The 19,168-nt window shown below is 62.6% G+C and carries 19 protein-coding genes; 9 read left to right on the top strand and 10 right to left on the bottom strand.

Going from position 1 to position 19,168, the window contains the following annotated elements:
* Positions 1–16 precede the first annotated feature (16 nt).
* From gcvT to ABM562_RS07155, 3 genes are all read left to right on the top strand, one after another.
* On the top strand, positions 17–1,141 hold the full coding sequence (gene gcvT / locus ABM562_RS07165; protein WP_460421271.1) for a glycine cleavage system aminomethyltransferase GcvT: 1,125 nt from the start codon (positions 17–19) through the stop codon (positions 1,139–1,141).
* A gap of 348 nt (positions 1,142–1,489) precedes the next feature.
* Positions 1,490–1,702, top strand: a complete 213-nt coding sequence (locus ABM562_RS07160; protein ID WP_007931076.1) for a cold-shock protein — start codon at positions 1,490–1,492, stop codon at positions 1,700–1,702.
* A gap of 97 nt (positions 1,703–1,799) precedes the next feature.
* Positions 1,800–2,288 carry an RDD family protein gene (locus ABM562_RS07155; protein ID WP_115088564.1) on the top strand — a complete coding sequence of 163 codons (489 nt, stop codon included), beginning with the start codon at positions 1,800–1,802 and terminating at the stop codon, positions 2,286–2,288.
* 51 nt (positions 2,289–2,339) lie between these two features.
* On the opposite strand, the gene lptG is transcribed toward ABM562_RS07155, so the two are convergent.
* On the bottom strand, positions 2,340–3,401 hold the full coding sequence (gene lptG / locus ABM562_RS07150) for an LPS export ABC transporter permease LptG (protein ID WP_115088565.1): 1,062 nt from the start codon (positions 3,399–3,401) through the stop codon (positions 2,340–2,342).
* A complete protein-coding gene (lptF, locus tag ABM562_RS07145) occupies positions 3,394–4,509 on the bottom strand; it encodes an LPS export ABC transporter permease LptF (RefSeq protein WP_115088566.1) in 1,116 nt (371 codons plus the stop codon). Before lptF ends, lptG begins: the two co-directional genes overlap by 8 nt.
* A gap of 280 nt (positions 4,510–4,789) precedes the next feature.
* On the opposite strand from lptF, the gene ABM562_RS07140 reads away from it, so the two are divergent.
* From ABM562_RS07140 to rlmF, 5 genes are all read left to right on the top strand, one after another.
* Complete coding sequence (locus tag ABM562_RS07140; RefSeq protein WP_115088567.1) at positions 4,790–6,283, top strand: leucyl aminopeptidase; 1,494 nt, start codon at positions 4,790–4,792, stop codon at positions 6,281–6,283.
* Positions 6,284–6,334: 51 nt separating this feature from the next.
* A complete protein-coding gene (locus ABM562_RS07135) occupies positions 6,335–6,763 on the top strand; it encodes a DNA polymerase III subunit chi (RefSeq protein ID WP_460421268.1) in 429 nt (142 codons plus the stop codon).
* A gap of 5 nt (positions 6,764–6,768) precedes the next feature.
* Complete coding sequence (locus ABM562_RS07130) at positions 6,769–7,116, top strand: DNA polymerase III subunit chi (protein WP_258578815.1); 348 nt, start codon at positions 6,769–6,771, stop codon at positions 7,114–7,116.
* Between the two features lie 136 nt (positions 7,117–7,252).
* Positions 7,253–10,099, top strand: a complete 2,847-nt coding sequence (locus ABM562_RS07125) for a valine--tRNA ligase (RefSeq protein ID WP_115088570.1) — start codon at positions 7,253–7,255, stop codon at positions 10,097–10,099.
* 98 nt (positions 10,100–10,197) lie between these two features.
* The gene (rlmF, locus tag ABM562_RS07120) at positions 10,198–11,151 is read left to right on the top strand and encodes a 23S rRNA (adenine(1618)-N(6))-methyltransferase RlmF (protein WP_115088571.1); all 954 of its coding nucleotides are present in this window, start codon (positions 10,198–10,200) and stop codon (positions 11,149–11,151) included.
* A 126-nt stretch (positions 11,152–11,277) separates the two neighbouring features.
* On the opposite strand, the gene ABM562_RS07115 is transcribed toward rlmF, so the two are convergent.
* Complete coding sequence (locus ABM562_RS07115) at positions 11,278–11,559, bottom strand: HU family DNA-binding protein (RefSeq protein ID WP_009398256.1); 282 nt, start codon at positions 11,557–11,559, stop codon at positions 11,278–11,280.
* 408 nt (positions 11,560–11,967) lie between these two features.
* Between ABM562_RS07115 and yejK the strand changes: the two genes are divergently transcribed.
* Positions 11,968–12,975: a nucleoid-associated protein YejK gene (gene yejK, locus ABM562_RS07110; RefSeq protein WP_115088572.1), complete on the top strand. Its 1,008-nt coding sequence runs from the start codon at positions 11,968–11,970 to the stop codon at positions 12,973–12,975.
* Here the strand turns inward: yejK and ABM562_RS07105 are convergent.
* From ABM562_RS07105 to hisG, 7 genes are all read right to left on the bottom strand, one after another.
* Positions 12,956–13,255, bottom strand: coding sequence for a GIY-YIG nuclease family protein (locus tag ABM562_RS07105; protein ID WP_115088573.1), 300 nt, complete (start codon positions 13,253–13,255; stop codon positions 12,956–12,958). The genes yejK and ABM562_RS07105 overlap by 20 nt on opposite strands.
* 39 nt (positions 13,256–13,294) lie before the next feature.
* Positions 13,295–13,765, bottom strand: a complete 471-nt coding sequence (locus tag ABM562_RS07100) for a nuclear transport factor 2 family protein (RefSeq protein ID WP_115088574.1) — start codon at positions 13,763–13,765, stop codon at positions 13,295–13,297.
* Between the two features lie 149 nt (positions 13,766–13,914).
* A complete protein-coding gene (locus tag ABM562_RS07095; protein WP_460421264.1) occupies positions 13,915–15,222 on the bottom strand; it encodes a CynX/NimT family MFS transporter in 1,308 nt (435 codons plus the stop codon).
* Positions 15,212–15,862 carry a FadR/GntR family transcriptional regulator gene (locus tag ABM562_RS07090; RefSeq protein WP_420832709.1) on the bottom strand — a complete coding sequence of 217 codons (651 nt, stop codon included), beginning with the start codon at positions 15,860–15,862 and terminating at the stop codon, positions 15,212–15,214. The genes ABM562_RS07095 and ABM562_RS07090 overlap by 11 nt, the downstream gene beginning before the upstream one ends.
* A gap of 140 nt (positions 15,863–16,002) precedes the next feature.
* Positions 16,003–17,049, bottom strand: a complete 1,047-nt coding sequence (gene hisC / locus ABM562_RS07085; protein WP_134064165.1) for a histidinol-phosphate transaminase — start codon at positions 17,047–17,049, stop codon at positions 16,003–16,005.
* Between the two features lie 2 nt (positions 17,050–17,051).
* Positions 17,052–18,377 (bottom strand): histidinol dehydrogenase, encoded by a 1,326-nt coding sequence (gene hisD / locus ABM562_RS07080; protein ID WP_115088577.1) that lies wholly within the window; start codon positions 18,375–18,377, stop codon positions 17,052–17,054.
* 126 nt (positions 18,378–18,503) lie between these two features.
* Positions 18,504–19,139 carry an ATP phosphoribosyltransferase gene (hisG, locus tag ABM562_RS07075; protein WP_115088578.1) on the bottom strand — a complete coding sequence of 212 codons (636 nt, stop codon included), beginning with the start codon at positions 19,137–19,139 and terminating at the stop codon, positions 18,504–18,506.
* Positions 19,140–19,168 lie beyond the last annotated feature (29 nt).

Genomic DNA, 19,168 nt, shown 5'->3' with positions numbered 1-19,168 from the left:
CCCCAAGGAGTCATCAATGTCCACCGAAACACTGCTCAAGACCCCGCTGCACGCCCTGCACCTGGAACTGGGCGCCCGCATGGTGCCCTTCGCCGGTTACGACATGCCAGTCCAGTACCCGCTGGGGGTGATGAAAGAGCACCTGCACAGCCGCGAGCACGCCGGCCTGTTCGATGTTTCGCACATGGGCCAGATCCGCCTGAGCGGCGCCGCTGCGGCCAAGGCCCTGGAATCCCTGGTGCCGGTCGACATCATCGACCTGCCGGTGGGCATGCAGCGCTATGCCATGTTCACCAACGAACAAGGCGGCATCCTCGACGACCTGATGGTCGCCAATCTGGGCAACGACGAACTGTTCCTGGTGGTCAACGCGGCCTGCAAGGAACAGGACCTGGCCCACCTGCGCAAGCACATCGGCGATCAGTGCCAGATCCAGCCACTGTTCGAAGAGCGCGCCCTGCTGGCCCTGCAGGGGCCGGCGGCGGTCAAGGTACTGGAGCGCCTGGCACCTGCGGTTGCGAAAATGACCTTCATGCAGTTCCAGCCGGTGCAACTGCTGGGCGCCGACTGTTTTGTCAGCCGCTCGGGCTACACCGGTGAAGACGGTTTCGAGATTTCCGTTCCGGTAGAAAAAGCCGAAGAACTGGCGCGCCGTCTGCTGGCCGAACCGGAAGTAGCCGCAATCGGCCTGGGGGCACGTGATTCGTTGCGCCTGGAAGCCGGCCTGTGCCTGTACGGCCACGACATGAACACCCAGACCACACCGATCGAAGCCAGCCTGCTGTGGGCCATCTCCAAGGTCCGCCGCGCCGACGGCGAGCGTGCCGCTGGCTTCCCGGGCGCCGCAGCGATCTTCGCCCAACAGCAAAGCGGTGTTGCCCGTAAACGCGTGGGCCTGCTGTCGCAGGAGCGAACGCCGGTCCGTGAAGGCGCCGAGATTGTCGATGAAGCGGGCACGGTAATCGGTAGCATCTGCAGCGGCGGCTTTGGTCCGTCATTGAATGCGCCAGTGGCAATGGGTTACCTGGATGCGGCGCATACCGCACTGGATACCCCGGTGTGGGCCATTGTTCGCGGCAAGCGCGTGGCGATGAAAGTCAGCAAGATGCCGTTCGTTGCGCAGCGCTATTATCGCGGCTGAATCGTTACTTGAAACAGAGTGTCATGACGCGTTCGGGTTTTCGATTTCGAACGCGTTTTATAACTTTCGAAAAGCGTTGCAACACCGCTTGGAATGAGCCGGAAAAAATCCACCGAACGGTGGCTAAAAGGCACAGCGGCAGCGGTCTGCAGGGCTTGTTTTTGTCTTCAAAGTTAGCGTATTGTCTGTGCACTGTGTTTGCATGGGTCGCTATGGTTCGTGACCTGGGCAGTAGCTCTGATGTTTGCTACACCCGTTCGACGTCTCTTACTTTCCTGCAACCCAGCCCAGTACTCTTTCATTTGGAAGAAGCTGTTACTAATTCTAAGTTTCAAAGGAAATAAGACAATGTCCCAACGTCAGAGCGGTACCGTCAAGTGGTTTAACGACGAGAAAGGTTTTGGTTTCATCACTCCAGAAAGCGGTCCGGATCTGTTCGTACATTTCCGCGCTATTCAGGGCAACGGCTTCAAGAGCCTGAAAGAAGGTCAGAAAGTCACCTTCATCGCCGTGCAAGGCCAGAAAGGCATGCAGGCTGACGAAGTTCAAGCCGAAGGCTGATCTTCATCAACAAAGAAGCCTCTGCTGGCAACAGCAGGGGCTTTTTTGTGCGCGCAATTCCGTAGAATGGGCGTTTTGCGCAAGGAGGGCCTCGCCAGTGCCCAAGCACCTGTTACAGCCCGAGGGTGAATTTCCCCCTGTCGACCTTGGCCGCCGCCTGGCCGCCATGTTCTATGATTTCCTGCTGTGCACCGCGCTGCTGATCGTCACTGCCGGTGCATACAAGATGATCCAGATGGCCTTTCTCGGTGAGGCGCGCATGCGCGAATTGACCGAAGCCGGCGCCCTGGACGGCGACCCGCTGCTATCGACTATTTTGCTCTTCGCCCTGTTCGGTTTTTTTGCCAAGTTCTGGACCCATGGCGGCCAGACCCTGGGCATGCAGGTGTGGGGCATCCGCGTGCAGAACGCTGATGGCAGCGCCATCAGCCTGTGGCAGGCGCTGCTGCGTTTTGTGGTGTCGATCGGCTCGTGGCTGTGCCTGGGCCTGGGTTTCATCTGGGCACTGTTCGACAAGCGCAAGCGCAGCTGGCACGACATCTACTCCGACACTCAACTGGTGCGAATTCCCAAGCTCAAGAAATAGCAGGCAGAAAAAAGCCGACCCAAGGGTCGGCTTTTTCTTGTGTGCAACGCCCTATCCAGCGCGCCGCAACAACCACAACCCCGCCACCGCACAGATCGCCGCCGGCAGCACCACCGCAAGCAACGGCGGGAAGCCGAATACCTGACTGGAAGGCCCGAGCAGGTCCTGGGCGATGCGGAACACAAAGCCCACCAACACCCCGGTGAATACTCGCTGGCCCAAGGTCACCGAACGCAGGGGGCCGAAGATGAAGGAAATGGCCATCAGCACCAGGGCCGCAGTCACCATCGGCTGCAGCACCTTGGTCCAGAACGCCAGCCAGTAACGGGCGTTGTTCAGGCCCTGGTCGGACAGGTAGTGGATGTAATCCCACAGGCCGGTGATCGACAACGACTCTGGCGCCACGACCACGGTATTGAGCAGTTGCGGAGTGACGGAAACATCCCAGCGCTCTTCGGCGGCCTTGACCACTTCGGTGTGGTCACCGCGGAAATGCGTGGTGGTCACATCGCTGAGCTGCCAGTGATCGTCCTGGTACTGGGCGCGCCGGGCAAAGCTGGACGTCAGCATATGCCGCTCGTTGTCGAAGCGATAACGGGTCACGCCGTACAGCAGACCATTGGGCTGCACCGAGTTGATGTGCACGAACTCATCACCCTGGCGGTGCCACATGCCACGTTTGGAACTCTGCGCCTCACCACCGCCCTGGGCCAGGGAACGGTCGGCCTGGGCCTTGTTCTCGGTTACCGGGGCCAGGTACTCGCCAATCAGGATACCGGCCAGCATCAACACCAGCATCGGCTTCATCACCGCCCAGACAATCCGGCCAATGGACACGCCAGCGGCGCGCATGATGGTCAGTTCGCTGCTGCTGGCCAGGCTGCCCAGGCCGATCAGGCAGCCGATCAGCGCAGCCATCGGCAGCATGTCGTACAGCCGCCGCGGCGCGGTGAGCAAGACGAAGTTGCTGGCGTCCATCACCGTGTAGGTGTCGGTGATGTCGCCCATCTCGTCGATGAAGGCAAACAGCGAAGCCAGGCCGAGAATGATCCCCAGCACGGCCAGAATGGCCATCAGCACGCTTTTGCCGATGTAGCTGTCGAGCTTAACCATGGGCCACCTCCGCACGGCGAGCGGCACGCTTGAGGCGCAACGGCTCCCAATACATAAGCCCCAGGCCGATCAGCAAGAACAGGCCGTGAACCCACCAGATGCCCAGGCCGATCGGCAGTTTGCCTTTCTCCAGGGCGCCACGCACGGCGATCAGCATTGTCAGGTACGCCATATACAGAAGAATCGCCGGCAGCAGCTTGAGGAAACGGCCCTGGCGCGGGTTGACCCGCGACAGCGGCACCGCCAGCAGGGTCACGATGAATACCAGCAGCGGCAACGACAGGCGCCATTGCAGCTCGGCACGTTCGCGCAGGCCGTCACTGCCAAAGAGTTGCGAAGTCGGGATGGCCTCACGCTCGGTGATTTCCTCGCTGACTTCAGGCTTGGGCAACAGCACCCCGTAGGTGTCGTACTTGATCGCACGGTAGTCGGCCTGGCCGGGGTTGCCGTCATAGCGGTAACCGTTTTCCAGGATCAGGTAACGGTTGCCATCGGCGTTGACCTGCTGGTGGCCCTTTTCCGCGACCAGTACCGACGGTCCGCGATCCTTGGTCTTGTCCTGACTGAAGCGTTTCTCGGAAATGAACACGCCGCCCAGGTTGACCCGGTCTTCCGACAGTTCTTCGGTGTAGGTCACCCGTGAACCATCGCGCAGGGTCTGGAAGCGACCCGGCACCAGGGTGTCGAACTCGGTCAGGGCGTCCTGCTGGTTGATGATCTGCGCCACCTGGGTAACGCCCTGGGGCGCCAGGCTCAGGCTCAGCCAGGCCACCAGCAGGGCAACCAGTGCCGCCGGAGCCATGGTCATGCCCAGCAGCCGCTGCTGGCTCATGCCGGTGGCCGACAGCACGGTCATCTCGCTTTCCAGGTACAGCCGGCCATAGGCCAGCAAAATACCGAGGAACAGGCCGAGGGGCAGGATCAACTGCAGGAACCCCGGCAGGCGATAACCCATGATCAGGAACAGCACGCTCGGATCGAGCACGCCCTGGGCCGCCTGGGCCAGGTACTTGATGAAGCGCCCGCTCATGATGATGACCAGCAGCACGGCGCTGACGGCACTCAAGGTCACCAGGACCTCGCGGGACAGATAACGAAAGACGATCAAACCAGACACTCCTGGGTTGTCAGGCTCGGACAGCCGAACAAGAAATCCATAACAGCCAAGATAGTAGCCCGCTCGCCAGAGCGGACCCGGGTAAAAGTTGGCGCATTATCCTGTGATTGACCGTGCCTGTCACTTGGCGCTGCACAATGGTTCATCTCGGGGTTGTCAGGGCGGGCGAAGCAGGCTCAAACTGGGGGCTTTAGCACTGGTACGCGACCACGCGGCCACGACAGCGCCTGCATAGACAACGCGCACCGACAGATCATTCGGGGAACCTGACATGGAACTGGTTGTAAAAAGCGTAGCCGCAGCATCCTTGAAAACCGCCACCCTGGTACTGCCCGTGGCAGAAGGCGGCAAACTCGGCGCCATTGCCAAAGCCATCGACGAAGCCACCGGCGGTGCCCTGGCCAGCGTGCTCAAGCGCGGCGATTTGGCCGGCAAGGTCGGCCAGACCCTGCTGCTGCACAGCCTGCCCAACCTCAAGGCCGAGCGCGTACTGCTGGTCGGTACCGGCAAGGATGCCGAACTGGGTGATCGTAGCTGGCGCAAGGTCATTGCCAGCGTGCTGGCAGTGCTCAAAGGCCTGAACGGCAGCGATGCGGCACTGGCCCTGGACGACGTCGCCGTCACCGGCCGCGATGCCTTCTATGGCAAGACCCGCCTGCTTGCCGAAACCCTGCTCGATGGCCAGTACGTTTTCGACCAGTTCAAGAGCAAGAAGGCCGAACCTCGCGCCCTGAAGAAGATCACCCTGCTCAGCGCCAAGGCCGGCGCCAGCGACGTTGAGCGCGCGGTCAAGCACGCTGTCGCCATCGCCAACGGCATGGGCTTCACCCGCGACCTGGGCAACCTGCCACCGAACGTTTGCCACCCGAGCTACCTGGCCGAACAGGCCAAGGCCCTGGGCAAGGAATTCAAGGGCCTCAAGGTCGAGGTGCTGGACGAGAAGAAGATCAAGGACCTGGGCATGGGCGCCTTCTACGCCGTTGGCCAGGGCAGCGACCAGCCGCCACGCCTGATCGTGCTCAACTACCAGGGCGGCAAGAAAAGCGAGAAGCCTTTCGTGCTGGTGGGCAAAGGCATCACTTTCGACACCGGCGGCATCAGCCTCAAGCCCGGCGCCGGCATGGATGAAATGAAATTCGACATGGGCGGTGCTGCCAGCGTCTTCGGCACCCTGCGCGCCGTGCTCGAACTGCAACTGCCGATCAACCTGGTGTGCCTGCTGGCCTGCGCCGAGAACATGCCAAGCGGCGGCGCTACCCGTCCGGGTGACATCGTCACGACCATGAGCGGGCAGACCGTCGAGATCCTCAACACCGACGCCGAAGGCCGCCTGGTGCTGTGCGATACCCTGACCTACGCCGAGCGCTTCAAGCCACAGGCAGTGATCGACATCGCCACCCTGACCGGCGCCTGCATCGTCGCCCTGGGCAGCCACACCTCAGGCCTGATGGGCAACAACGACGAGCTGGTCGGGCAACTGCTCGACGCCGGCAAGCGCGCCGACGACCGCGCCTGGCAGCTGCCGCTGTTCGACGAGTACCAGGAGCAACTGGACAGCCCGTTCGCCGACATCGCCAACATCGGCGGGCCGAAAGCCGGCACCATCACCGCCGGTTGCTTCCTGTCGCGCTTTGCCAAGGCCTACCACTGGGCCCACCTGGACATCGCCGGTACCGCCTGGATCAGCGGTGGCAAGGACAAGGGCGCCACTGGCCGCCCGGTACCGCTGCTGACCCAGTACCTGCTCGATCGCGCCAACGCCTGAGATGACGCTGGCCGTCTGCGCCTTCGGGCGTAGCCGGCCGGCAGGCTGACCATGACCAAAGTCGATTTCTACATATTGCCCAGCGCCGCGCCCTCGGCGCGCCTGGATTTCGCCTGCAAGCTCTGTGACAAAGCCTGGCGCCTTGGGCACCGGGTCTACCTGCATTGCAGCGACGCCGCCCAGCGCGATGAACTGGACGCACGCCTGTGGGCGTTCAAGGGCGAGGCCTTCGTGCCCCACAGCCCGACTGAAGACGACCCGCAGGGCAGCGTGGCCCTGGGCCTTGGCGATGATGCCGGCAGCCATCAGGACCTGCTGATCAACCTTGACCTCAAGGTGCCGCCGTTCGCTGCCCGCTTTGCCCGGATCGCCGAGATCGTGGTCGAAGAGCCGGCGATTCGTCAGGCGGCCCGAGAGAGTTTCCGTTTCTACCGCGAACAGGGCTATGCTCTGCAAGATCACCGCTTACAGCGACTCTGAAGACGATGGACAAATCCACTCCCCTGCCCCAATCCGCGCACTTGCTGGACGACCTGGAGTCGATCCGCCAGTTGCTAGGTGATGCATCCCTCGAACCACCGCTGTTGACCGACACCGTCGAGGAGCAGATCCCGCTGTTGCTCGAAGAGGCCGAAGCGGTGCCTCAGCCTGCACCTGAAGCCCCTGCCGACCCGCAGGCCAAGCGTCAGGAAACCCTGCTGCACCTGGACGCCGAACTGCGCGCGGCCGCGCAACTGATCATGCAGGACGTGATCAACGATTTCGCCCCGCATATCGAGAGCGAGATCAAGCGCCGCCTCGATGCCAGGCTTGAGCGCATGCTTAACCAATAAAAAGGCAGTTACAAGCTTCAAGCGACAAGCTGCAAGAGCCGTGCGGCGCTCTGAGCTTGCAGCTTGTCGCTTGAAGCTTGCCGCTTCGTTATACTCTCCGGCTTTCCTGAATAAATGCCTAAGGGTCCCGCCGCGCATGGATAAGACCTACCAGCCGCACGCTATTGAAACTTCCTGGTACAACACCTGGGAGTCCGAGAATTATTTCGCTCCGCAAGGCGCGGGCGATTCCTACACCATCATGATCCCGCCGCCGAACGTCACCGGCAGCCTGCACATGGGGCATGGCTTCAACAACGCGATCATGGACGCCCTGATCCGTTTCCGCCGCATGCAGGGCCGCAACACCCTGTGGCAGCCAGGTACCGACCACGCCGGTATCGCCACGCAGATGCTGGTCGAGCGTCAACTTGAGGCCAAGGGGCAGAGCCGCCACGACCTGGGCCGCGAGAAATTCCTGGAAAAGGTCTGGGAATGGAAGGATCAGTCCGGTGGCAACATCAGCCGCCAGATTCGCCGCCTGGGCTCGTCGGTCGACTGGAGCCGCGAGCGCTTCACCATGGACGACGGCCTCTCGGAAGCTGTGAAAGAAGCCTTCGTGCGCCTGCATGAAGACGGCCTGATCTACCGCGGCAAGCGCCTGGTCAACTGGGACACCAAGCTGCACACGGCGATCTCCGACCTTGAAGTGGAAAACCACGACGAGAAAGGTCACCTGTGGAACCTGCGCTATCCGCTGGCTGACGGCGCCAAGACCGCCGACGGCAAGGATTACCTGATCGTCGCCACCACTCGCCCGGAAACCATGCTCGGCGACGCCGCCGTTGCCGTGAACCCGGAAGACGAGCGTTACAAGGCGCTGATCGGCAAGTTCGTCGAGCTGCCGCTGGTTGGCCGGCGCATCCCGATCATTGCCGACGACTACTGCGACCCTGAATTCGGCACCGGCTGCGTGAAGATCACCCCGGCCCACGACTTCAACGACTATGAAGTCGGCAAGCGCCACAACCTGCCGCTGCTGAACATCTTCGACAAGAATGCCTTCGTCCTGCCGGCCGCCCAGGTGTTCAACCTCGATGGCAGCGTCAATGAAAGCGTCGACGCTACCCTGCCTGCCCAGTATGCCGGCCTGGACCGCTTCGTCGCACGCAAGCAGATCGTCGCCGATTTCGACGCCGCAGGCCTGTTGGTCAGCGTCGACGACCACGCCCTGAAAGTACCGAAAGGCGACCGTTCCGGCACCATCATCGAGCCGTGGCTGACCGACCAGTGGTACGTGTCGACCAAGCCGCTGGCGGAGCCGGCGATTGCTGCCGTTGAAGACGGCCGTATCCAGTTCGTGCCCAAGCAGTACGAAAACATGTACTTCTCGTGGATGCGCGACATCCAGGACTGGTGCATCAGCCGTCAGCTGTGGTGGGGCCACCGTATTCCGGCCTGGTACGACGAATCCGGCAAGGTCTATGTCGGCCGCAGCGAAGAAGAAGTCCGCAGCAAGCACAACCTCGGCGCCGACGTGGTCCTGAACCAGGACAACGACGTACTGGACACCTGGTTCAGCTCGGGCCTGTGGACCTTCTCGACCCTGGGCTGGCCGCAGCAGACCGAATTCCTCAAGAAATTCCACTCCACCGACGTGCTGGTCACCGGCTTCGACATCATTTTCTTCTGGGTAGCCCGGATGATCATGCTGACCATGCACCTGGTGAAGAACGAGGACGGCACCCCGCAGGTACCGTTCAAGACTGTCTATGTGCACGGTCTGGTGCGCGATGGCCAGGGCCAGAAGATGTCCAAGTCCAAGGGCAACGTCCTTGACCCGCTGGACATCGTCGACGGCATTACCCTGGACGAGCTGCTGGAAAAACGCACCAGCGGCATGATGCAGCCCAAACTTGCCGAGAAGATCGCCAAGCAGACCAAGGCCGAGTTCCCTGAAGGCATCGCCAGCTACGGCACCGACGCCCTGCGCTTCACCTTCTGCTCGCTGGCCTCCACCGGTCGCGACATCAAGTTCGACATGGGCCGCGTCGAAGGCTACCGCAACTTCTGCAACAAGATCTGGAACGCCGCGCGCTACGTGCTGGACAAGGGCGAAGACTGCGGCCAGAACGGTGAGGCTTACGAGCTGTCGCTGGCTGATCGCTGGATCATCTCGCAACTGCAGCGCACCGAAGCCGAAGTGACCCGCCAGCTCGATCAGTTCCGCTTCGACCTCGCCGCCCAGGCGCTTTACGAGTTCATCTGGAACCAGTATTGCGACTGGTACCTGGAACTTTCCAAGCCGGTCCTGTGGGACGAGAACGCGCCGGTCGAACGCGCCCGTGGCACTCGCCGCACCCTGGTACGGGTACTGGAAGTGGCACTGCGCCTGGCCCATCCGTTCATGCCGTTCATCACCGAAGAAATCTGGCAGCGCCTGGCGCCGCTGGCCGGCGCCGAAGGCAAGACCATCATGCTGCAGCCATGGCCAGTGGCCAATGAAAGCCGCATCGATGCCGCTGCCGAAGGCGATATCGAGTGGCTCAAGGAGCTGATGCTCGGCGTGCGCAACATCCGCGGCGAAATGAACATCGGCCCGGGCAAGCCGCTGCAACTGTTCCTGAAAAACGCCAGCGCCGAAGACCAACGCCGCCTGCAGGAAAACGAAGCGCTGCTGAAGAAGCTGGCGAAGATCGAATCCTTCACCGTGCTCGGCGAGCAGGACGAAGCGCCACTGAGCGCCACTGCCCTGGTTGGCGACCTGCAGGTGCTGGTGCCGATGGCCGGCCTGATCGACAAGGACGCCGAGCTGGCTCGCCTGAACAAGGAAATCCAGCGTCTGCAGGGTGAGGTCCAGCGCGTCGGCGGCAAGCTGTCCAACGCCGCCTTCGTCGACAAGGCACCGCCTGCGGTGATCGACAAGGAGCGCGCGAAGCTGGCTGAGGCCGAACAGGCCCTGGCCAACTTCACCGAGCAGCATGCGCGGATTGCCGCCTTGTAACACTCGCTGATCTCAGCGACGCTATCGCGGGTCAAGCCCGCTCCTACAGTCTCTGTGGGAGCGGGCTTGACCCGCGATGCTTTCCACCGGACATCAAGATGACCACAACCAACAAACCGACCCTGCACCCGCGCAACCGCCACCAGGGCCGCTACGACTTCCCCCAGCTGATCAAGAGCAGCCCTGAGCTGGGCCGGTTCATGATCACCAACCCCCACGGCAAGCCGAGCATCGACTTCGCCAACCCGGACGCGGTCAGGGTATTCAACCGCGCCCTGCTCAAGGCCCAGTACGGTATCCAGCACTGGGATATTCCGGCCGATTACCTGTGCCCACCGATTCCCGGTCGTGCTGATTACGTGCACGTGCTGGCCGACCTGCTGGCTGAAGAAAACGGCGGCGAAATCCCCCGTGGCGCGCAAGTCCAGGCGCTGGACATCGGCATCGGCGCCAACTGTATCTACCCGTTGCTGGGCCACAGCGATTATCGCTGGCGTTTTCTCGGCTCGGACATCGACGCCACGGCGCTTGCGGCAGCCGGCGCAATCGTCCAGGCCAACGGCCTGGGCAAGGCCATCAGCCTGCGCCAGCAAGGCAATCGCAAGCACATCCTGCTGGGGCTGCTGAACAGCGACGAGCGCTTCGACCTGACCTTGTGCAACCCACCTTTCCACGCCTCGCGCGAAGAAGCCACCCGCGGCAGCCAGCGCAAATGGCGGGCCCTGGGCAAGGCCGATCCAAAGCGCAAGTTGCCGGTGCTGAACTTTGGCGGGCAGAACAACGAACTCTGGTGCGAGGGCGGCGAGATCCGCTTTGTCAGCCAGTTGGTGGCCGAAAGCGCCAGCCTTGGCCAGCAGGTGCTGTGGTTCACCAGTCTGGTGTCCAAAGCCTCCAACCTGCCCGGTATCCAGGCAGCGCTAAAAAAGGCCGGTGCTGTCGAACAGCGAGTGGTGGAGATGGGCCAGGGGCAGAAGCAGAGCCGCATGATCGCCTGGACCTTCCAGGATGCTGCGGCGCGCCAGGCCTGGCGCAACAGCCGTTGGGCGATGTAGGAGCGGGCTTGGCTCGCGATACGAGGTGACTGACAGGCCGCGATCGCGGGGCAAGCCCGCTCCTACAGAGGCATAAAAAAACCGCGTCCGGGCAACCCGGACGCGGCTTTTTCGAGCTGCTTACAATTACTTGTTTACAGCGTCGGTCAGCACTTTGGCTGGTACGAACTTGACGACTTTCTTGGCAGCGATTTCGATGGCAGCGCCAGTCGAAGGGTTGCGGCCGGTACGGGCAGGACGCTCGGTGATTTTCAGTTTGCCGATGCCTGGCAGGGTGATTTCGCTGCCATTTTCCAGTTGATCAGCAACGATCTGGCCCAGTTGCTCCAGAGCGTTACGCGCGGTGGTTTTTGGCGCGTCGATAGCTTCAGCGATATCGGCGATCAGTTGGTCTTTGGTCAATGCCATGGTGGTGTTCCTTCCCTATCAAATTCAGTGAGTATGCAGAGTGCTACGTCAGTCATCGAGCCAGACCTGCGGGGTAACCGGCGGTCCGGTGTTACAGCCACGTCAATCGCGTATGTAGATACGTAAAACGACGTTTGGTTCGACGTGACGCGAGCGGTCTGCCAGCAATGCGCCACACACGGGGCGCAAGACCGGGCAAAACTACCACAGGAATAGATAAATATCCGCCTCCCACAGGGCAAATGTGCAGGTTTTTCGGGGGTTTGCGCGAAAAAACGCAAAATTTTGAACAAAAAACGAACAACCGACATATCTGCCAACATCTGGCCGCTGAATCACCCCTGTGCTGAGGTACACTTGGCGACTTTGCAACGCGGCCAGCACCGCCCATTTTCGACCGAGAATCCCATGCCGATCCGTCATTGCATCGTCCACCTGATCGACAAGAAACCCGATGGCAGCCCCGCCGTGCTGCACGCCCGCGACTCTGAACTGGCCGAGTCCGGGGCCATCGAAAACCTTCTGGCCGACCTCAACGACAGCTACAACGCCAAACAGGGTAAAGCCTGGGGCTTCTTCCACGCAGAATCCGGCGCCCACCCGTTCAGCGGCTGGCTCAAGGAATACCTGGATGAAGGCAGCACCTTCACCGCCTTCAGCCGCGTCGCCGTCGAGCACCTGCAAAAGCTGATGGAAGAGTCCAACCTGTCCGTCGGCGGCCACGTCCTCTTCGCCCACTACCAGCAGGGCATGACCGACTACCTGGCGATCGCCCTGCTGCACCACAGCGAAGGCGTGGCGGTGAACGCCGAGCTGGACGTGACCCCGTCGCGCCACCTGGACCTGGGCCAGTTGCACCTGGCTGCGCGCATCAATATTTCCGAGTGGCAGAACAACAAGGCCTCCAAGCAGTACATCTCGTTCATCAAGGGCAAGAACGGCAAGAAGGTCTCGGAGTACTTCCGCGACTTCATCGGCTGCCAGGAAGGCGTCGACGGCCCGGGCGAGACCCGCACCCTGCTCAAGGCCTTCAGTGACTTCGTCGAAAGCGAAGACCTGCCCGAGGAAGCCGCCCGCGAGAAAACCCAGACCCTGGTCGACTATGCCACCAGCCAGACCAAGGCCGGCGAGCCGGTGGCCCTCGAGGAGCTATCGGGACTGATCGACGAAGACCGGCCACGGGCCTTCTATGAGCACATCCGCAACAAGGACTACGGCCTGTCGCCGGAAATCCCCGCCGACAAACGTACCCTCAACCAGTTCCGCCGCTTCACCGGCCGCGCCGAAGGCCTGTCGATCAGCTTCGAGGCGCACCTGCTGGGCTCGAAGATCGAGTACGACGAAGAAGCCGGTACGCTGATCATCAAGGGCTTGCCGACGCAATTGACCGATCAGCTCAAGCGCCGCAAGGACTGAGACCGGGCCACGAGGCCACCAGGGCTTCCTTGGCGCTTTTGCGCAGCTTCTTCACCAGCCGCTCCTGTTGCAGGGCCTTGGCCTTGTCCGGCCAGGCTTCGACATAGACCAGCGCCACCGCCGGGCTAGTGCTGAAGTAGCGTGCACCCTGGCCCTTCTGATGGGCCAGGAAGCGCCGCTCGGGGTTATCACTGATCCCGCAGTACAGCGAGCCATTGGCGGCGCGCACCAGGTAGACGTACCAGGGTTTGTTCAGCGGTTCGGGAGTGGGCTCGGACACGGTGGCTACTATCGACGGCAAAGCGCACAGCTTAGCGCCTCAGCGCCCCGCCTGGAACGCCCGCAGGCCTTTCTGGGCCTGGGCGCGCACCTTGCCCTGCACCAGCGGTGACCAGCCCAGCAACCACCCGGTGGTGCCCAATGCCTGACGCGACCAGCGCCACAAGTCGAAGCTGTCGTGGTGTTCGCAAATCTTGCCGTCACGAAACACGAAGCGTGCCTGGATGTCGTTGACCACGGTGCGGCCGGTCTGGCTGAACAGGTAGCGGGCCACCCAGTGGGCACTGCCGCCACGCTCGTCGGCACGCACACTGTCGAAGGCCAGGGAAAAGTCCTTGGCGCGGGTGGTGAGCATGCGCCACATGTCAGCGGCATCCTTGCCGCGCAAGGTGCCGAAGGCCGGGTCGCTGAAGACGATATCGTCGCTGTAGCAGGCGATCATGGCTTCGGCGTCCAGGCGCTGGAAGGCCTGGTAGAAGCGGGTGATCAAGGCGGTGTTGGCGTCGCTCATGGGGCGGGTCCGTTTCCGAGGGAATAGACCTGAACGATAGTCCGCAGATGTGGCAAAAAGCTATGGGCATTTGCCTGGCGAATGCCTGGTTAAATCCGGGCTGCTTCGCAGCCATCGCCAGCAAGGCCGGCGATGGCTTCAACGCACTCTCAAACCCGCTCGCTGACTACCTGCACATGCAGGTTGCGCCCGGCCTTGAGGCCAAAGCCGATAGCGCCGACACCGAGCACGGCAAAGATCCAGCCCACCGCGTTCCAGCCACCGGTCAAGTCATGCACCAGGCCGACCGCGAACGGCCCCATCGAAGCCAGGGTATAACCGATGCCCTGGGCCATGCTCGACAGGTTGGCCGCCACATGGGCGTCCTTGGAGCGCAAGACGATCAGGGTCAGCGCCAGGGCGAAGGTGCCGCCCTGCCCCAACCCAAGCACGATGGCCCAGCCCCACAGGCCGTCCAGCGGCGCGTACAGGCAGCCAAACAAACCGGCCAGGGCCATGAGCATGACAATCACGATGGCCAGGCGCTGGTCCTTGCCGCGGGTTGCCAACCAGGGCGCGCTGAGGGAGCTGATCAATTGCATGATCACCGAACCGGACAGCACCAGCCCCGCCTGGGTCGGGCTCAGGCCGCGACCGATGAGGATCGACGGCAGCCAGCCGAAAACGATGTAGGCCAGCGACGACTGCAGGCCCATGTACAGGGTCACCTGCCAGGCCAGCGGATCACGCAGCAGGCCTCGTACGCGGTAGGCCACGTGGTGGGCACCATGGCCGTGACGGGCCTGGGGCAACCAGATCAGCGCCGCCAGCAGTGCGGGGATCAGCCAGAAGCCCAGGCCCAGCGACCAGCTGTCGCCCAATTGCTCGGTCAATGGCACGGTAGCGCCAGCAGCCATTGCCGCGCCCAGGCACAAGGCCATGGTGTAGACCCCCGTGAGGGTCCCGGCATGCTGGGGGAAATCACGCTTGACGATGCCCGGCAGCAACACACCGATCACGCCAATGCTCGCCCCGGCCATGAGGCTACCGACGAAGACGCCGGTGGCGCCAAAGGCGCTACGCACCGCAATACCCGCAGCCAGCACCAGAAGAATGCCGAGGATCACTCGCTCACTGCCAAAACGACGCGCCAGAACCGGTGCCAGCGGGGCGAAAAGGCCCAGGCACAGCACCGGCAAGGTGGTCAACAGGCCCGCCTGAGAGGCTGTCAGGCCGAGGCTGTCGGACACCTGGCTAAGCAGCGGCGCCATGCTCGACAGCGCCGGACGCAGGTTCAACGCCACCAGTACCAGACCGAGCAGCAACAGCCAGGGCCGGCTCAACAGCAGGGGCTGGTGCTGGACCTGTTCGTCGTCGGCTTCGGCGTCGATCAGCAGTTCTTCAAGTTCCGGCGCGCGTCCTGCGCGTTCGGTCTGGACAATATCCTGGGACATGGCGGTCTCGGTGTCAGGGTTCATTGATAAGTGTCCGGGTCAGGGCCTTGGCGCGCTCCGCGTCGCCTTGCTCTACTGCCTCGAGGATCTCCCGGTGCAGGTCCAGCACCGGTTGGCGTCGCGGTCCTTCGTTCATGCTGTGATGCAGAGTGCTGGCCAGCACGCCGGAAAAGTAGCGGTACAACTCGCTCAACGCCGGATTGTGCGCAGCGTCGACCAGACGCTGGTGGAACACCAGGTCGCAGGCGATATAGCAATCCAGGTCGTGATGAAAATGCGCACTGCTGTCGCGCAAGGCTTCGTGCAGGCCCTTGAGGTCTTCGTCGGTACGGCGCAACGCCGCCAGGCCGATGGCTTCGGCTTCGAGGATGTGCCGCGCTTCGCGCGCCTGCTTGAGGCTGCAGCGCGACAAGGCCTGTACGGTTTGCAGGGGGTCGACCGTGGCCCGCAGGTAACTGCCGTCACCCTGGCGAACCTCGACCAACCCGCTGAAGGCCAGAACGCGCATGGCTTCACGCACGGTATTACGGCTGATACCCAGTTCGCTGGCCAGCTCTGGCTCAGTGGGCAGGCGCTGGCCCACGGTCCAGGCGCCGCTGGCGACGCGCTGGCGCAGTTGCTCGACGGCTTGTTCGACCAGGGAGCGCTTGATCAGTAAGGTCATGACATCCAATCATCGGATGAATTTGAGAAAGGGAGGTTACCGGTAAAATCCATCGCGGGGCAAGCCCGCTCCCACAGAGGGTCACTGTGGGAGCGGCGGTGCGACGCCTCGACTTGCCCCGCGACAAGGGCTGCGCTCTATCAGTTCAACGCATCAAGCAACGCCTGGTTCTGCTCCGGCGTACCAATGGTGATGCGCAGGAACTGGGCAATCCGCGCCTGCTTGAAGTGCCGCACGATCACCCCTTGTTCACGCAGGCGGGCTGCCAGTTCGGCAGCATCCTGCTGCGGGTGGCGGGCAAAGATGAAGTTGGCCGCCGACGGCAATACTTCGAAACCACGGGCGCTCAATTCCTTGACCAGCAACTCGCGGCTGTCGATCACTTTGCGGCAGGTTTCGTCGAAGTACGCGCGGTCTGCAAACGCTGCCGCCGCACCGACGATCGCCATACGATCGAGCGGATAGGAGTTGAAGCTGTTCTTGATCCGCTCCAGCGCCTCGATCAGGTCCGGATGGCCCACCGCCAGGCCGACCCGCAAGCCCGCCAGCGAACGCGACTTGGACAGGGTCTGGGTGACCAGCAGGTTGTCGTAGCGATCCACCAGGCTGATCGCCGTCTGACCACCAAAATCGATGTAGGCTTCATCGACCACCACCACCGAATCGGGGTTGGCCTTGAGCAGTTGCTCAATGGCCTCCAGGGCCAGCAGGCAACCGGTCGGCGCGTTGGGGTTGGGGAAGATGATCCCGCCATTGGCCTTGCGGTAGTCCCCGACGCGGATCTGGAACTGTTCGTCCAGCGCCACCGCCTCGAACGGGATGCCGTACAGGCCGCAGTAGACCGGGTAGAAGCTGTAGCTGATGTCCGGGAACAGCAGCGGCGCATCGTGCTGGAACAGGCCATGGAAGATGTGCGCCAGCACTTCATCCGAACCGTTGCCGAGGAACACCTGGTTGCCCTGCACCCCGTAGTAGTCCGCTACCGCCTGCTTGAGCAGGTCGCTGTTAGGGTCCGGGTACAGGCGCAGGTTGTCGTTCAGCTCGCCGCGCATGGCTTCCAGCGCCTTGGGCGATGGGCCGTAGGGGTTCTCGTTGGTGTTGAGCTTGACCAGCTTGGCCAGCTTTGGCTGTTCGCCCGGCACGTAAGGCACCAGGTCCTTGACGAAGGGGCTCCAGAATTTACTCATGTTCAGTTCCCCTTCTTGTCGGCAAGGATGCGGTATTCGGCGCTGCGGGCGTGGGCGGTCAGCGATTCGCCGCGGGCCAGTACCGAGGCGGTGTGGCCCAGCTCGGAGGCGCCCTGCTCGGAGCAGAAGATGATCGACGAACGCTTCTGGAAGTCATACACCCCCAGTGGCGACGAGAAGCGCGCGGTACCGGAAGTCGGCAACACGTGGTTGGGGCCTGCGCAGTAATCGCCCAGGGCTTCGCTGGTGTGGCGGCCCATGAAGATCGCACCGGCATGGCGAATCTGCGGCAGCCAGGCCTGCGGATCGGCCACCGACAACTCCAGGTGCTCCGGCGCAATGCGGTTGGCAACGTCCATCGCCTGCTGCATGTCGCGCACCTGGATCAGCGCACCACGGCCGTTGATCGAGGTCTTGATGATCTCGGCGCGCTCCATGGTCGGCAGCAGCTTGTCGATGCTCGCAGCAACCTTGTCGAGGAACGCGGCGTCAGGGCTGACCAGAATCGCCTGGGCATCTTCGTCGTGCTCGGCCTGGGAGAACAGGTCCATGGCGATCCAGTCCGGGTCGGTCTGGCCGTCGCATACCACGAGAATCTCCGACGGACCGGCGATCATGTCGATACCGACCTGACCGAACACATGACGCTTGGCGGTGGCCACGTAGATGTTGCCCGGGCCAACCACCTTGTCGACCTGCGGCACGCTTTCGGTGCCATAGGCCAGGGCAGCAACCGCCTGGGCGCCACCGATGGTGAAGACCCGGTCGACACCGGCGATGCAGGCGGCGGCCAGGACCAGCTCGTTGACCTCGCCACGCGGGGTCGGCACCACCATGACCACTTCACCGACACCGGCGACTTTGGCCGGAATCGCGTTCATCAGTACCGAAGAGGGGTACGACGCCTTGCCGCCCGGCACATACAGGCCGGCGCGGTCCAGTGGCGTGACCTTCTGGCCGAGCACGGTGCCGTCGGCTTCGGTGTAGCTCCAGGAATCCTGCTTCTGCCGTTCGTGGTAGCTGCGCACCCGCTCGGCGGCCTTTTCCAGGGCTTCGCGCTGGGCCGGGGTGATACGGGTCAGGGCCAGTTCCAGGCGCTCGCGACCGAGGATCAGGTCGTCGATCGAGGTGGCCGGCACGCCATCGAAACGCTGGGTGAACTCTACCAGCGCCGCATCGCCACGCTCGCGCACGGCCTTGATGATGTCGAGCACGCGCTGGTTGACCGCGTCGTCAGAGACACTTTCCCAGCTCAGCAGATGATCCAGATGTCGGGCGAAATCCGGGTCAGCGGCATTGAGTCGGGCGATTGCAGTGGACGTGGTCATAGCGAGGGCCTCAATAAATGGCGAATGCTCAGGCGCCCTAAGCTACCAGTCCATCCGCGCGGGCACCCGAGAAAATTGGCTATGACGCGGATAGACGGGCGCGACAGCGAAGGTCGCGCGCAGAAGTCAGCCGCGGTGTCGCGATTCGACAGCCTGACGCAGGGTGTCGATCAGGCTCTGGATGCGGGCGTGCTGCATCTTCATCGAAGCCTTGTTGACCACCAGCCGGGAGCTGATGGTGGCAATCAGTTCCTGGGGTTCCAGGCCATTGGCACGCAGGGTGTTACCGGTATCGACGACGTCGATGATCTTGTCGGCCAGGCCGATCAGCGGCGCCAGCTCCATCGAGCCATACAGCTTGATGATATCGACCTGACGGCCTTGCTCGGCGTAGTAACGCTTGGCGACGTTGACGAACTTGGTGGCGATGCGCAGACGGCCTTTAGGCTCGGCAGCGCCGATCTTGCCGGCGGTCATCAGCTTGCACTGGGCAATCTGCAGGTCCAGCGGCTCGTACAAGCCCTGGCCACCGTACTCCATCAGCACGTCCTTGCCCGCCACGCCCAGATCGGCGGCACCATGCTCGACATAGGTCGGCACGTCGGTGGCGCGCACGATCAGCAGACGTACGTCTTCCTGAGTCGTAGGGATGATCAGCTTGCGGCTCTTGTCCGGGTTCTCGGTCGGAACGATACCGGCTTCCGCCAGCAGCGGCAGGGTGTCGTCGAGAATCCGACCTTTGGATAGCGCGATGGTCAACATGGGAAACGTCGGTCCTTATGCGGCTACAG

Source organism: Pseudomonas sp. ZL2, from assembly GCF_054788455.1.
The sequence above is the reverse complement of the archived record's forward strand: the minus strand, read 5'-3'. Positions and strand labels throughout refer to the sequence as shown.

What these genes read in the sequence shown, in the direction of transcription:
- ABM562_RS07140 (WP_115088567.1), top strand. Translation starts at nt 4,790, where the DNA reads ATGGAACTGGTTGTAAAAAGCGTAGCCGCAGCATCCTTGAAAACCGCC.
- hisG (WP_115088578.1), bottom strand. Translation starts at nt 19,139, where the DNA reads ATGTTGACCATCGCGCTATCCAAAGGTCGGATTCTCGACGACACCCTG.
- ABM562_RS07100 (WP_115088574.1), bottom strand. Translation starts at nt 13,765, where the DNA reads ATGAGCGACGCCAACACCGCCTTGATCACCCGCTTCTACCAGGCCTTC.
- ABM562_RS07095 (WP_460421264.1), bottom strand. Translation starts at nt 15,222, where the DNA reads ATGAACCCTGACACCGAGACCGCCATGTCCCAGGATATTGTCCAGACC.
- gcvT (WP_460421271.1), top strand. Translation starts at nt 17, where the DNA reads ATGTCCACCGAAACACTGCTCAAGACCCCGCTGCACGCCCTGCACCTG.
- ABM562_RS07115 (WP_009398256.1), bottom strand. Translation starts at nt 11,559, where the DNA reads ATGGCATTGACCAAAGACCAACTGATCGCCGATATCGCTGAAGCTATC.
- ABM562_RS07125 (WP_115088570.1), top strand. Translation starts at nt 7,253, where the DNA reads ATGGATAAGACCTACCAGCCGCACGCTATTGAAACTTCCTGGTACAAC.
- ABM562_RS07135 (WP_460421268.1), top strand. Translation starts at nt 6,335, where the DNA reads ATGACCAAAGTCGATTTCTACATATTGCCCAGCGCCGCGCCCTCGGCG.
- rlmF (WP_115088571.1), top strand. Translation starts at nt 10,198, where the DNA reads ATGACCACAACCAACAAACCGACCCTGCACCCGCGCAACCGCCACCAG.
- ABM562_RS07160 (WP_007931076.1), top strand. Translation starts at nt 1,490, where the DNA reads ATGTCCCAACGTCAGAGCGGTACCGTCAAGTGGTTTAACGACGAGAAA.
- yejK (WP_115088572.1), top strand. Translation starts at nt 11,968, where the DNA reads ATGCCGATCCGTCATTGCATCGTCCACCTGATCGACAAGAAACCCGAT.
- hisC (WP_134064165.1), bottom strand. Translation starts at nt 17,049, where the DNA reads ATGAGTAAATTCTGGAGCCCCTTCGTCAAGGACCTGGTGCCTTACGTG.
- lptG (WP_115088565.1), bottom strand. Translation starts at nt 3,401, where the DNA reads ATGGTTAAGCTCGACAGCTACATCGGCAAAAGCGTGCTGATGGCCATT.
- hisD (WP_115088577.1), bottom strand. Translation starts at nt 18,377, where the DNA reads ATGACCACGTCCACTGCAATCGCCCGACTCAATGCCGCTGACCCGGAT.
- ABM562_RS07090 (WP_420832709.1), bottom strand. Translation starts at nt 15,862, where the DNA reads ATGACCTTACTGATCAAGCGCTCCCTGGTCGAACAAGCCGTCGAGCAA.
- ABM562_RS07130 (WP_258578815.1), top strand. Translation starts at nt 6,769, where the DNA reads ATGGACAAATCCACTCCCCTGCCCCAATCCGCGCACTTGCTGGACGAC.